Origin of the sequence: Nocardioides alpinus, assembly GCF_900112035.1 — a bacterium.
Lineage (GTDB): Bacteria > Actinomycetota > Actinomycetes > Propionibacteriales > Nocardioidaceae > Nocardioides > Nocardioides alpinus.
In genome coordinates, this window is sequence record NZ_FOKC01000009.1 from 98,957 (window position 1) to 112,557 (window position 13,601).

At 66.2% G+C, this 13,601-nt stretch carries 12 protein-coding genes; 6 read left to right on the plus strand and 6 right to left on the minus strand.

Annotation, left to right across the window (positions count from 1 at the left end; all coding sequences use genetic code 11):
• Positions 1–21: 21 nt before the first annotated feature.
• Together BM127_RS16745 and BM127_RS16750 are read right to left on the minus strand one after the other, a co-directional pair.
• Positions 22–1,167: a CDP-glycerol glycerophosphotransferase family protein gene (locus tag BM127_RS16745; RefSeq protein WP_091200349.1), complete on the minus strand. Its 1,146-nt coding sequence runs from the start codon at positions 1,165–1,167 to the stop codon at positions 22–24.
• A gap of 24 nt (positions 1,168–1,191) precedes the next feature.
• Positions 1,192–2,859, minus strand: a complete 1,668-nt coding sequence (locus BM127_RS16750; protein WP_091200351.1) for an AbgT family transporter — start codon at positions 2,857–2,859, stop codon at positions 1,192–1,194.
• Between the two features lie 404 nt (positions 2,860–3,263).
• On the opposite strand from BM127_RS16750, the gene BM127_RS16755 reads away from it, so the two are divergent.
• The 3 genes from BM127_RS16755 to BM127_RS16765 all read left to right on the plus strand — a co-directional run bounded on the left by BM127_RS16755 (position 3,264) and on the right by BM127_RS16765 (position 7,673).
• Positions 3,264–4,511: a tyrosine-type recombinase/integrase gene (locus tag BM127_RS16755; RefSeq protein WP_091200353.1), complete on the plus strand. Its 1,248-nt coding sequence runs from the start codon at positions 3,264–3,266 to the stop codon at positions 4,509–4,511.
• A gap of 514 nt (positions 4,512–5,025) precedes the next feature.
• Positions 5,026–5,244, plus strand: a complete 219-nt coding sequence (locus BM127_RS16760) for a DUF2933 domain-containing protein (protein ID WP_091200498.1) — start codon at positions 5,026–5,028, stop codon at positions 5,242–5,244.
• Between the two features lie 74 nt (positions 5,245–5,318).
• Entirely contained in the window at positions 5,319–7,673 is a 2,355-nt protein-coding gene (locus BM127_RS16765) for a heavy metal translocating P-type ATPase (RefSeq protein ID WP_091200355.1), read from the plus strand.
• A 365-nt stretch (positions 7,674–8,038) separates the two neighbouring features.
• On the opposite strand, the gene BM127_RS16770 is transcribed toward BM127_RS16765, so the two are convergent.
• The gene (locus BM127_RS16770; protein ID WP_139227764.1) at positions 8,039–8,281 is read right to left on the minus strand and encodes a hypothetical protein; all 243 of its coding nucleotides are present in this window, start codon (positions 8,279–8,281) and stop codon (positions 8,039–8,041) included.
• Positions 8,282–8,285: 4 nt separating this feature from the next.
• On the minus strand, positions 8,286–8,843 hold the full coding sequence (locus tag BM127_RS16775; RefSeq protein WP_175507432.1) for a hypothetical protein: 558 nt from the start codon (positions 8,841–8,843) through the stop codon (positions 8,286–8,288).
• Between the two features lie 869 nt (positions 8,844–9,712).
• Here BM127_RS16775 and BM127_RS16785 point away from each other — a divergent pair.
• Entirely contained in the window at positions 9,713–10,297 is a 585-nt protein-coding gene (locus BM127_RS16785) for a DUF305 domain-containing protein (protein WP_091200360.1), read from the plus strand.
• A gap of 129 nt (positions 10,298–10,426) precedes the next feature.
• On the opposite strand, the gene BM127_RS16790 is transcribed toward BM127_RS16785, so the two are convergent.
• A complete protein-coding gene (locus tag BM127_RS16790; protein WP_231263371.1) occupies positions 10,427–11,731 on the minus strand; it encodes a hypothetical protein in 1,305 nt (434 codons plus the stop codon).
• A gap of 21 nt (positions 11,732–11,752) precedes the next feature.
• The gene (locus BM127_RS16795; RefSeq protein ID WP_091200362.1) at positions 11,753–12,208 is read right to left on the minus strand and encodes a hypothetical protein; all 456 of its coding nucleotides are present in this window, start codon (positions 12,206–12,208) and stop codon (positions 11,753–11,755) included.
• Positions 12,209–12,341: 133 nt separating this feature from the next.
• On the opposite strand from BM127_RS16795, the gene BM127_RS16800 reads away from it, so the two are divergent.
• Both BM127_RS16800 and BM127_RS16805 read left to right on the plus strand, forming a co-directional pair.
• Positions 12,342–13,007, plus strand: a complete 666-nt coding sequence (locus tag BM127_RS16800) for a DsbA family protein (protein ID WP_198554303.1) — start codon at positions 12,342–12,344, stop codon at positions 13,005–13,007.
• Positions 13,004–13,591, plus strand: coding sequence for a vitamin K epoxide reductase family protein (locus tag BM127_RS16805; protein WP_091200365.1), 588 nt, complete (start codon positions 13,004–13,006; stop codon positions 13,589–13,591). Before BM127_RS16800 ends, BM127_RS16805 begins: the two co-directional genes overlap by 4 nt.
• Positions 13,592–13,601 lie beyond the last annotated feature (10 nt).

The following is a 13,601-nucleotide window of genomic DNA, read 5'->3' on the forward strand; positions in this document are numbered from 1 at the left end:
GGACAGGGGGCTCTGTCGTGCTCAGCCGGTCGTGGCTGCTTCGCCGGGACCGGCCAGCTCGCCGAGCAGCTGGTCGCACAGCGCGACGAGCTCCGACACGGCACCCAGGAAGCGGGCGGTGCTGTCGCCGACGTGGAGGTCGTCGAAGTAGTGGTGGCGCATGGCCATGCGGGACAGCTGGTGCTCGTCGCGATCGAGCCGCTCACCCAGGAGCGCCGTCAGCCCGTCGAGACCGGCGGCCTCGACCACGTCCGCGCAGCGGCTGATCGGGATCTGCTGCCGGAGCTGCTCGACGTCGCCGTGGCGGTCGGTGAGGAAGATCGGCCTGTCGGTGTGGAGGTAGAGCCAGTCGAGCCCGACGGAGGAGACGTCGGTGACGATGGCGTCGCACCCGAGCATGACGGCGAGGATGTCGCCGGCGACGACCGGCGTGTGGCCGGCACCGGGGTCCCGCAGTGCCGCCTCGGCCAGGAGCTCGAGGATGGCGAGGTGCGCCTGCGCCACCGAGGGCGTACGGCTCGTGGTGACCTTCGGGTGTGGCTTGTAGACCAACTGCACGTCGGGCACGGCGAGGATCGCGCGCACGATGGACTCCCCCATCGTGTCGACCGACGTGTAGTCGTTGTAGTCCGCGTCGCCCTCCCACGTGGGGGCGTAGAGGACCGTACGCCGCTCGCTGGGCGCGACCAGCGGGGTCCGGCGCAGGTCGAGCTGCGGTCGACCGACGCGGACCAGTTTGCTGGCGTCGAACTCCAGCAGGCCCGTCACGTAGCGCTGCACGGCGGCCTCGCCTGCGACGAACACCCGGTCGTAGGCCTTGGCGTTGTTGCTCGCCATGGACTGCTTGTCGCTCTCACCGTGGTTGACGTGGACGTGCAGCCGGCGGCCGTCGAGGAGCGAGTCGAAGTTCTGGGGCGAGTTGTTGCAGTAGAGGACGACCTTCGGGTCCAGCGCGGCATAGAGGTCAGCCAGGTCGGCCAGGGTCTCGGCGGTGAACACGGGCAGCTGGGTCCGCGACCGGACGACCGACGCGGAGGCCGGGTCGCGCAGGACCAGGCCCACCTGGTGGACGTGGTCCAGCGACTCGAGGACCTCCAGCCACTGGACGAGCTGGTAGGTCCTGCTGGGATCGCCTGCGAAGTAGGCGATGACGGGGACCGGGTTCACACACAGAGTCTAGTGGGCAGGTCGTCAGAGGTTGGCGGGGTAGCCGGGACCCATCGGGATGCCGAGGAGGAACCAGACGACGAAGAACGCCAGCCACGTCACCAGGACGATGAAGGAGTAGGGGATCATGAGCGCGATGACCGTGCCGAGGCCGGCGCTCCTCTGGTAGCGCTGCGCGACCAGCACGATGAACGGCAGGTAGACCATCAGGGGCGTGATGACGTTCATCGGTGAGTCGCCCAGTCGATAGGCGGCGAGCAGGGTCTGCGGTGCCACGTCCAGCCGGATGAAGAGCGGGATGAAGATCGGGGCGAAGATCGCCCACTTCGGCAACAGGCCCGGGATGATGATGTCCAGCAGGGCGATCACCAGGATGAAGCCGATGAGGAGCCACACCGCTCCGATGTCTGCGCTCTCCAGCAGGTCGGCCGTCGCCACCGAGATGACCGTCGGCATGTTGGAGTAGTTGAAGTAGGCGATGAACTGGGCGATCAGGAACAACATGAACAGCAGCCCGGCCAGCGACGCCCACGTCTTGGTGATCGCGTTGATGACGTCGGTGCTGCTGGCGATGGTCTTGGCGGCCCTGCCGTAGCCGATCCCCGCTGCCAGGAAGATCAGCGTGATGATGACGATCAGGCTCTCCATGAGGGGGGCGTCCTCGATCAGGGAGCCGGTCTCGGCGTTGCGCAGCGGGGCACCCGTGGGCAACGACAGCAGCAGCACGACGACCAGCGACGCCAGCACCGCCAGGCCGGCGCCGCGCAGCCCGCGCGACTCGGCCTTCTGGTCGACCGCGGTCTCGGTGGCAGTCCCCGCACCTCCCGGATCAGCGAAGCCCTCGGTGGGCAGCTGCGCACCCGAGGGGTCGTAGGCGCCCAGGCGCTTCTCGATCAGCCGCGACGAGACGAACACGATGACGACGGTGACGAAGAGCGTCGAGACGATGTTGAACCACAGGTTGGCTGTGATGCCGATCTGCAGGGCCGGGTCGGCGAGAGCGATCGCCTCGTTCGTGACCTCGGTCAGGATGCCGTCGCTCGGGGTGATGAGGATGTTGACCGCGAACCCGGCGCTCACCCCTGCATAGGCGGCCGCGAGTCCGGCGAGCGGATGCTTCCCCACGCTGTGGAAGGCGGCCGCCGCCAGGGGGATCAGGATCAGGTACCCGGCGTCGGAGGCGATGCTGGAGATCATCCCGACGAACACGATGATCGCCGTGATCGCCCACGGCGGTGCGATCGCGACCAGCTTGCGGATGAGCGCACCCATCAGTCCTGACTCCTCGGCCACGCCCACGCCGAGCATCGCCACGAGGATCACGGCGACGACGCTGAAGGTCGAGAAGTTGCTCACCAGGGACGTGAACAGGAACCGGATGCCCTCGACGGACAGCAGGCTCTCGATCGCCGTCGTCTCCTGCGTGATCACCACGTCGTCCGGGTCGGGGTAGTCGATGCCGATCCCCTGGCTGCCTCCCTCGATCGCGTCCGGTCCCCCACCGGGCGCCTCGGCGACGTCGTACGTCACGGCCACGTCGAAGAAGGCGAGCACCCATGACAGAACGATCACCAGGATGCAGAGCCCCAGGAAGATCATCGCGGGGTGCGGCACCTTGTTGCCGAGGCTCTCGATCCGGTCGAGCCAGGTGCGCTTCTGCCTGTCGCCCGGTGCCACGTCCGTGTTCGCCATCGGTTACCTCCAGGACAAGGAGCCGGCGCCGGAGCGACCGACCACGACAATGAAGCGAGACCTACCAACGCCGGACACGTTGCCGCTCGGGCCCAGCCCTGGACCCCCCTGAATAGGGTGAGGCGCGCCGGACGCGCGGGGTCCCTCAGGACCGGGCCTGGTGGTCGGGCAGTACGCAACAGCCCCCGATCTGCATCTCTGCAGGTCAGGGGCTGGGCTGTCTCGGGTGGGCGATACTGGGTTCGAACCAGAAATCTAGACCCTTTGCACTACCCATCGCTATCAGCACTTTAGCCTCCTGACCTGCGATTTTGCGCTCTAGCCATCAGATCACTGGCGGACCCCTATGGACACGAATACCCTTCTGGTGGACACGTAGTGGACACGCGAAGGGATACTGGGAAATGGCCAGAGCACCCGAGCGCCGGCAGTTCGGGCAGATCACCCGACTGCCCAGCGGGCGCTATCGGGCTCGCTACGCAGACCCCGACGGCCGCGAGACACCCAGCGGCGAACCGCTCCGCCACAACGCGCCTCACACCTTCGAGTCCAAGGACGACGCCGAGGCGTGGCTCGTCGATGAGCGACGCATGATCACGGCAGGATCCTGGGCTCCCCCATCGTCGCGCCGGGCAAGCACCCTGACCGCGCTGGTGACGGTCGGCGACTACGCACCTCGCTGGCTTGCCAACAGGAAGGTGAAGGGACGCCCGCTCGCTGAGCGCACGCGAGACCACTACCAGGACCTGCTTGATCGGTTCATCCTGCCGACCTTCGACGACGTCGGGCTCAAGGACGTCACTCCGGAGGCAGTGGCCGAGTGGTACGACACCGTCGCCGACACCCCCACCTATCAGGCTCACGCCTACTCGCTCTTGCGGGCGATCATGCGCAGCGCAGCCGACCCGACCAAGAACAGCGGCGTCGCCCTCATCCCTTTCAACCCTTGCGGCATTTCGGGCGGTGGTTCGTCTGGCACCAAGCGACGGATCCGCCCGGCGACTGCCGACGAGGTAGCGACGATCGTGGCGGCCATGCCAGAGCGGCACAGATTGATGGTCCTGCTCGCCGACGGCTGCGCGCTTCGCTTCGGTGAACTCGCTGAGCTTCGGCGCTCGGACATCGAACTCGCCCAAGGGGTCATCCGCGTACGACGAGGCGTGGTCCGCTCGCGTTCCGCTGGGGTCATCGCCAAAGCTCCCAAGAGCGAAGCTGGCATTCGCGACGTCCCAATCCCGCCAGACATCATCGAGGCCGTGCGGGAACACGAGAGGCTTCACGCTGCGCCTGGCCCGCAGGGGTTGATCTTTCCCGGCCGCAACGCTGAACACCTCTCCCCCAGCGCCTTCTACGGCAAGGTCTCCAAGAAGCGCCGTGGCAAACCGGCGACAATGGGGTGGGGATGGTACGAAGCTCGTCGCGTCGCTGGCCGCGAGGACCTTCGCTTCCATGACCTCAGGCACGGAGCCCTGACCGAAGCCGCCCGACACGGCGCCACACTGGCCGAACTCATGGCACTCGGGGGACACTCCACCAACCAGGCGGCCATGCGCTATCAGCAGGCCGCGTCCGGTCGGCTTGCCGAGTTGGCGCGCCGACGTGCAGAGGCGCGCGGCTGGACGCCAGGCGTAGACACCGTTGAAGAGATCTGAACGCGATTCCTTAGGAAGAAATCGAGCGCTACGGAGTGACATGACACGGGGTGATCGCGGATTCTCGGATCTGCGCGGAGTGACCTCCACGTTCACTTCGGAGTGTTGTGCCCCAGATTGGGCATGACCGGGCCGTAGGTAGCTCGTTTGTTGGCGCATTGGAATCTTGGGTCTCGTACGCGTCCCACATAGCCCGCGTGTTGCCCAGGTGGAAGCCGCGCCGGCTTCGACGGCGCTAGAGGCGTCGAGCCTTCGAGCCCGGCGACCTCGCGGAGAGCCGCCTCCTAGATGGGTTCGAACGGCGAGACGTCCGGAACTCTGACCCGGCGCGGACGCGAAACGGGTGCAACGCCCCTCCCGGCAGTCCGGCCTCAGGCCTCGCACCTCGCCAGCCAACGCGACCCGGGGGATCACTAGTCCCGATCGGGGGACCTTCTGCCCTACTGATGACCTGCATACCGTCCGATGATGTGAGTAGGCGGGATGCTCTCGCCGATTGCTGTTGGGAGAGATCATGAACAAGGACCACTACCCGTTCTACGGGGTTGCGCTTGTCGCTGGTGCCGCGTTGGCGGTGTGGGCAGGGATGCCTGGCGCGTTCCTGTTGTTCCTGGTCTGCCCGCTCATGATGTTCTTCATGATGAAGGGCATGGGTGGCATGCACGGCAACGCCCCCGCTGCGCCGACGACGACACAGACGACGGTTTCAGCCGACGAGCCCAAGCGCCTCTGACCGCCCTGCTTCTCCATCTCGGGCTCAGGTCTTTCGGCCCTTGACCATATACCCCTAGGGGGTATTCTCGAATCATGGACAGCCACCCGATCCAACACGACGCACGTCCCGCCACCCTGACGGTCAAGGACCCGGTGTGCGGGATGGACGTGAACCGCGCAACGAGCACGCTGACGGCGGCGCACGATGGGGAGACGTTCCACTTCTGCTCCGCAGGCTGCCAGGCGAAGTTCGAGGCCAACCCCGACCAGTACGCGGGGCATGCAGGGCACGACCACGCGGCGGTCGGTGCGACTGAGGTTCCGGCAGGGGCTGAGGTGGCGGAGTACACGTGCCCGATGCACCCCGAGATCCGGCAGCCCGGACCCGGGTCATGCCCCATCTGCGGGATGGCACTGGAACCGGTCCTGGTCACAGCGGACACCGGCCCCAATGCGGAACTCGCCGGCATGACCCGCCGGTTCTGGGTCGGTGTCGTGCTGTCCATCCCGGTCCTCATCCTCGGGATGGGCGGGGACCTGTTCCCCGCACTGCACGACCTCATCTCCCCGCGAACCTCTGCGTGGGTCCAGCTCGTGTTGGCGACGCCGGTAGTTCTGTGGGCTGGCTGGCCCTTCTTCCAGCGGGGCTGGACGTCGGTCCGGACCATGCAGCTGAACATGTTCACGTTGATCGCGATGGGCACCGGTGTCGCTTGGCTGTTCAGCGTGGTCGCCACAGTCGCACCGGGCATCTTCCCCGAAGCGTTCCGGATGGACGGCACCGTTGATGTCTACTTCGAAGCCGCCGCCGTCATCACCACCCTGGTTCTGCTAGGGCAGGTGTTGGAACTACGCGCCCGTGAACAGACGTCCGGTGCCATCAAGGCGCTGCTCGACCTGAGCCCCAAGACGGCCCGGCGGGTCCGTGCCGACGGCACCGACGAAGAAGTGGCTTTGGATGAGGTCCAGCTCGGTGACCGGTTGCGGGTCCGTCCGGGCGAGAAGGTGCCGGTCGACGGTGCGGTCGAAGAGGGACGGTCCTCTGTTGATGAGTCCTTGGTGACCGGTGAGTCGATGCCGACCACCAAAACCGTCGGCGACGTGGTCATCGGCGGCACGATCAACCAGACCGGCGCGCTGGTCATGGTCGCCGAAAAGGTCGGACGCGACACAATGCTCGCCCGCATCGTGCAGATGGTCGCCGACGCTCAACGTTCCCGTGCACCCATCCAGCGGATGGCGGACCGGGTCGCGGGCGTCTTCGTTCCCATCGTCATCGTCATCGCTGTGGTCGCGTTCGCCGTGTGGGCGCTTGTTGGCCCTGACCCTCGGCTGGCGCACGCCCTCGTCGTGGCGGTCGCGGTCCTCATCATCGCCTGCCCATGTGCGCTCGGGCTCGCCACACCGGTCTCCATCATGGTCGGCGTCGGACGGGGAGCGCAGATGGGTGTCCTCATCAAGAACGCTGAAGCGCTCGAGCGGATGGAGAAGGTCAACACCCTCGTGGTCGACAAGACCGGCACCCTCACCGAAGGGCGCCCCTCCGTCACCCACATCGGTCCCGTCGACGCCTTCGAGGCCGACGAGCTGCTCCGGCTCGCTGCCGGAGTCGAGAGGGCTTCCGAGCACCCGCTCGCTCAAGCCATCGTCAACGCCGCCAACGACAAGCACCTGACCATCCCGACGGTGACCGACTTCGACTCACCCGTCGGACGCGGCGTCGTGGGTGTCGTCGACGGTCGCACCGTCACGCTGGGTAGCGCCGACTTCATGACCGGCCAGCACATGGACCCCGCTGCTCTCCTCGCCGAAGCGGACCGGTTGCGGGGCGACGGTGCCACTGTCATCTTCATCGGCATCGACACGGCAGTCGCGGGCATCTTCGCGATCGCCGACCCCGTCAAGGAGACCACCCCCGAAGCAGTCGAAGCTCTGCACGCCGCAGGCATCGAGGTCGTCATGCTCACCGGCGACAACCGCGTCACGGCAGAGGCCGTTGCCCGCAAACTGGGCATCGACCGGGTCGAAGCGGAAGTCCTGCCCGACCACAAGGCCGACGTCGTACAACGCCTCCGCGCCGAAGGCCGGGTGGTCGCCATGGCCGGTGACGGCGTCAACGACGCCCCTGCCCTGGCGGCAGCCGATGTGGGTCTCGCCATGGGCACCGGCACCGACGTAGCCATTGAGTCAGCCGGGGTCACGCTCCTCAATGGCGACCTCACCGGCATCGTCCGTGCCAGGCAGCTGTCCGGCGCCACGATGTCGAACATCCGCCAGAACCTCGTCTTTGCGTTCATTTACAACGTCGCCGGCATCCCGATTGCCGCCGGAGTCCTCTACCCGGTCACCGGGCTTCTGCTCTCACCGATGATTGCCGCCGCCGCCATGGCCCTGTCGTCGGTCAGCGTCATCACCAACGCCTTGAGGCTCCGCAACCAACACCTGTGACGCGAGAGAGCGTTGCGCATCAGGCGATGTGGAACCACTCCTTACGACCGTGGCCGAACCATGAGGGTCCGGATCGTAGTCACGCGAGTTTGCGTTGTTGCGGAGGCCAAGGAGGCTCGCGGAGTCAACATCAGAGGTGTGGTGAAACTCGTCAGACGTCATTCTCGAACGCCGCGCGCATTCGGAGGTCGTCAGCAGCATCGGCCGGCGCGCAGCATGAGTGAACTACGCGGCGCCCACGAAGGGATGCAATCGTCAAGGCTGAAACCGCAACCAGGAACAGCGCCAGGATCACGTACGCCATGTGCTGCCCTCCGGCCCACGAGGAGATTCTAGCGTCCGCTTAATCCGACGACGCGCGAGAGTCACCGGTGGCCCCGACCTGTCACGGCGACGATGGCCAGCGCGACACCAAGCCCGGCGAGGAGGGGGCCGAAGGTCGCCCAAGACCTGGACGTGTTGCCACCGCCCGCACCGAGCCCGTGGTAGGTGAGCCATGCGCCGATGCCCACGAGGAGGGCCGCCAACACGCCTTTCGCCACGAACGCTGGTACGCCATTCATCTGCACCTCTTCTGTGCTCTGCACGGACAGTGCTGCGGCTTCCAAGACATCATGAGACCTCGAGGAGGATCTGCTGGTCGGGACGCAACCGCAGTCCGGCGGGGTCACCCATTACCTGCTGGCCGTTGACGGTGACGATGATCGGGTTGTCAGACTTGACGCCGCCGATCTGATCCTCGCCGAGGACGACGTTCCACTGGGTGAAGAGCTGACCGAGGGTGAACACCTCGCCGACCGTGTCGGCTTCGATGTGGATGGTGCCGTCGCCCTCATGCGTATGCACGGCCGACATGGCTCCAGTGCTCGGGTCGACGCCGATGTTGGGCGGGATGGCGACTCGCTCGTCGTCGATGACGATACGCAGTGTCGGGTGGTAGTGCTCGGCCGTGCCCATCGGCCCCAGGTCGAGTCCTGCACCCTCCACCAGCGCCGGGATGCCTGACACCGGCGCGGGCCAAGGTGGCATGACACTCGGCGAACTGCCTGTCTGAGAGTTCGTTGCGCTGTCGATACCGTTGCTCGATCCGGATCCGCAGGCGACCAGGGCCAAAGTTAACGCGCTGGCACCGACGATGGATGCCGTGCGCCGTCCCCGCCTAGTGAACATGTCTTGATGCTAGGGGGCGCGCCCCAAGACCACCGACACTCGGTACTGATGCGACTCCTTCCGTCACCGAGACGACCCGGCGACTCCCTCACTTGATCCGGGGGTGAAGATGTCGACACCGCAATGCCCGTACCCCCTGCGGGTATCGACTGGTGGCGGCTGCTGGCGCCACCGGACGGGGCGGATCCAATGAGCCAAGCGTGGACCCAGTGTCTATGGTGAATGTTGATGGCTGCAGGAACGTCGCGACCCAAGAGCCTTGAGCGCACGCGTTCGATCAGAACCGCTCATGGGTCGCGGCGCGCTCGAACGCCGTTTCGCGACCACACGGTGATGGCTGGACGTCGTCGATGGTTGGCGACCGCGGTCATAGCGGGGCTTCTTGCGATGCATGGACTCGGGATGCACGGCGCGCACGCCAGCGAGGCGCCCTCAGCCATGAACTCGGCGTCGAGCTCGTCCGCCCCCGCCATGCCCGCGTCGGGGATGTCGACGACCAGGCACGACGCGGACGGCGCTGCCCCGGCCGGACCCGTGTCTGCCGATGCGGATGCCACACATCTCGTCTCCGCCAACGACGCGGCATCCGACCCGACCGGCGGTGCTGGCCTTCTCATGCTGTGCCTGGCGCTCCTGGCCTTCGGCATGCTGTGGCTTCGCCGCCGGCCCAGCAGCCGGCCGATGTGGACCGTCCCCCGGCAGACACTCGAAGCATGCGTAGCGCGACTGTTGGTGACCGCGCGCGACCTGAGTCCTCCACTGAGGGCGGAACTCTCCATCTGGCGGTGCTGAGGAGCACGCCGTCCGGACGCCAGCCCGGCGTCCGGACGCTCGTGCCTGCCCGAAACACAGACCTGAAGGAGAAGAGCATGAACAGGACCAAGATCGTGAAGCTCGTAGCGCCATTGTTGGCGTTGGGGATGGCCTTGACCGCCTGCGGGGGCGGCGACAGCACCAGTGCTGCCTCCGGGGACCACAACGATCAGGACGTGACGTTCGCGACCGAGATGATCCCCCACCACGCACAGGCCGTACAGATGGCCGAAATGGCCCTCGCGAACGCCGAGAGTCAGGACGTGAAGGATCTCGCTGAGGACATCAGTGCTGCCCAGGGACCGGAGATCGAGCAAATGAGCTCGTGGCTCGAAACGTGGGGTGAGGACGTCCCAGACACCGACGGCGGTGGCATGGGCGGTATGGACCACGGCGGCACGGACGGCATGCCGGGCATGATGTCGTCCGGCCAGATGGACGAGTTGGACTCAGCCTCCGGATCAGCGTTCGACGAGATGTTCTTGTCGATGATGATCGAGCATCACGAGGGCGCGATCGAGATGGCGCAGACCGAGCAGGCCGACGGTGAGAGCCCGGACGCGATCGACCTGGCCGAGACCATCGAGGAGACGCAAGCCGCTGAGATCGAGACGATGAAGGCAATCCTCGAGTCGCAGTAGTCGTCTAGCACATTCCCGCCGGTTGGTGCCCCGGGTCCTGGTGATTTGCCGGGACCCGGGCACTGCCGTCGTCGGCGGAGAGGCTGCAACTTCCGCTTCGCTGAAGTCCGGCGATGTGCTCGCCGAGACCTAGGATCCGAACAGCAGGTACAGGCCCGTGAAGGTGTACAGCACCATCGCGAACAGCAAAGGAAGTTGGCCGGTGACCTGATGCCGCTTGGGCAAGATCTCCAACGCCCGGTCGTGAGCCGCAACCACACCGAGCACGTGCCCGGTGACGATGGCCAGCACCTTCGTCGTAGCCAGGAAGGTCGGATGCTGCGCAAGCCAGTAGTTCACCTGCCAGTCCGCCGTGCCGAACAGGTTCGACCCGTCACCCAGGGGATCGCTGATCTGGATGAGGGTCAGCTGCCCGGTCTGGACGAAAAAGCTGAGGTAGTGGGCGACCATGTAGCCGACGATGATCGGCACGACGGAGTGGGCCAGACGCCGCGGAACCTGCCAACGATCAACACGGCCCACTCCGGTAGCCATCGACGCGGCAGCGAACGTCACGCCGACGATGACGATGGCGACCAGGAGACCGACGGTGCCCCACGTGGTCGGGCTCACGTTGCTGCCCTGAAGGAAGCGGATCCAGGTCGCGCTGTCGCGCCAGCTGTCGTAGGCCGTGCTTCCGAGCAGCACGGCGACGACGGCGACCAGACCACCCTCGGCAGGGATGCGCGACAGATGTCTCAGTGGACTGACCCACACCAGACGGCCGGCGTCGTCGCGCCCCCAGGGTGACAGGTGTGCCAGAAGCGTGGAGTAGACCTCGAACGGGTCGGCACGCTCCAGCCAACGATCTCCGAAGACAGCGCTTCCAACGACCATCGCAGCGAGATAGAGGGCCATCCACAGTCGCAGCGGACCGAGGTAGGTCGAGTCCGGAGACACCAGCTCAAGCCACACGAAGGCGAACAGTCCGATCGCAGCGGGCCAGTAGCCGAGCCACGCTGGGTACTCCCGAAGTCCTTGCGAGGGCGGCTGACCCGTGGCCCGCGCCAGCAGCAGGTAGAGCGTCCGGACGGGACTGATCGCTCGGTAGAACCGGCCGAACAGCAGCGACGCCGGGACGAGTCCGACCCAGAGCCACACGTAGATCACCCCGAACATCGGGTTGATCAGGCTGTCCGGCCCGAAGAGCGCCGGCCAGAGCATGAAGCAGAAGAACGCGAGCCCCATTGCACGGAGCAGCATCGACCAACCGATGCTGTCGAAGATGCGGGCAAGTGGAACGGGCACCATGCGATCGATGCGTCCGTCGCCGAAGCGGGGGCTCCGCCAGGCGAGGAGCAGCACGACGAAGGACACCGTCAGGGCCGCAGTGCCGGCTGCGATCGCCAGCGATGCCGGGATGGGCAGGTCGGACCCGCCGCCCAGGCCGTGCATCGGGAGGATCAGGGACCTCATTCAGCGGACCTCGATGAGGGCGACCACGGCGCTCGTGTCGTGCTCCTCGACCTCCACGGTGCCCGGAGTCTTAATCACCAGCTGTGCGCTGGTGGCCCCGGCACCGAACTTCACGAACTGCTCGGGGGTCGAGTGGACGTGGAGCTCACCGGCACGGTTGGACTGGAACTCGATCGTCAACTTCTCCCCCACTGCCAGGTCGATCTCCTGGGCGTTCGGCTGGACGTCTTCACCGTCGATCGTGACGCTCAGCGAGGGCCCGGCCGGAGTGGGCTCCTCTTCAGTCGTCGCCGGTGCGCTCTCGGTGGGGGTCGGTGTGGTCGAGGTCGACGGCGTCGCTGACGATGTCTCCGAGGTCGGTTCGGAGGTCGTGTCGGGGCTGGAGCACGCGGCCAGCACGGTCACCGCTACGAGTGCGGCGACAACGGTCTTGGTCGTACGGATGAAGGCGGGCATGGCGGATCTCCTGGGGTCGTGATCTAGGCAGCGGCCACCACACTCAAGGGCGTATGACGTTCGACGTGCGCGCAACGCCGCTACCGCCCATTGCTACTATGAACAATAGTAGATGCGACGGAAGGCAGCAGACGTGCGGAACCAGACCAAGGCGGCCCTCGCCGTAGCAGTGATCATCGTCCTCGCGATCGGTGGGGTGTTCGCTCTGAACCAGGTGCAAGGCGGCGACAAGCCCGCGGCCGCCGATGTCTCGTCAGCCATCGCCGACGGTGCCATCGTCCGTGAGGACAGCAGGATCCTCGGCGAGGAGGGGGCCAGCGGAGTCACCTTCGTGGAGTTCCTCGACTTCGAGTGCGAGGCCTGCGGTGCCGCCTATCCCATCGTGGAGGACCTCCGGGAGAAGTACGCCGGCGAGGTGACCTTCGTCATTCGCTACTTCCCGCTCCCCGGACACTCCAACTCGGGGAATGCCGCTCGCGCCGTGGAGGCGGCCGCGCGGCAGGGCGAGCTGGAGGCGATGTACAGCCTCATGTACGAGACGCAGAAGGAGTGGGGCGAGTCGCAGGAGTCGAAGGAAGACCTCTTCCGCACCTACGCCGAGGACCTCGGTCTGGACATGGACCAGTACGACGCCGACGTCACTTCGGAGGAGGTCGGGGCGCGAGTCGACAGCGACGTGGCTGACGGCGAGTCGTTGGGAGTGGCGGGCACCCCGACGTTCTACGTCGACGGCGAGCTCTTCGAGCCGCAGGCCGTTGAGGACTTCTCTGCAGTCCTGGATGAAGCCCTCGCAGAATGAGCGCTGATCGTCGACTCGCCTGGGGCCTGAGCACGGGGGGACTCATCGGCTTCGTCGCTTCGGCGGTGCTGCTCATCGAGCGTTTCAAGCTTGCCCAGGACAGCGAGTACGTCCCTACCTGCAGCATCAACCCGATCCTCAGCTGCGGTTCGGTCATGGAGACAGCCCAGGCATCGCTGCTGGGGTTTCCCAACCCGATCATCGGGGTTGCTGCCTTTCCGGTGCTGGTGACCACGGGCATGGTCGTTCTGGCCGGCGGGCGGCTCGCGCGCTGGTACTGGACCGGCCTCCAGATCGGTGTCACGACGGCCCTGGCACTTGTGTCGTGGCTAGCGTTCCAGAGCATCTACCGCATCGGCGCACTGTGCCCCTACTGCATGGTCGTATGGGCCACGGTGATTCCGTTGTTCTGGTACGTCACCCTGCGCAACCTCGCCGAGGGCGTTCTCGGAGCGGGCGCGAGGAACAACCGGGCACTTGAGTTCGTACGCGAATGGCACGCGCCCCTGTTGCTGGTGCCGTTCGTCGTGCTGCTGGTGTCGATCACCGAGCGCTTCTGGTCCTACTGGTCGACCCTGCTGTGAGGATCAGGTC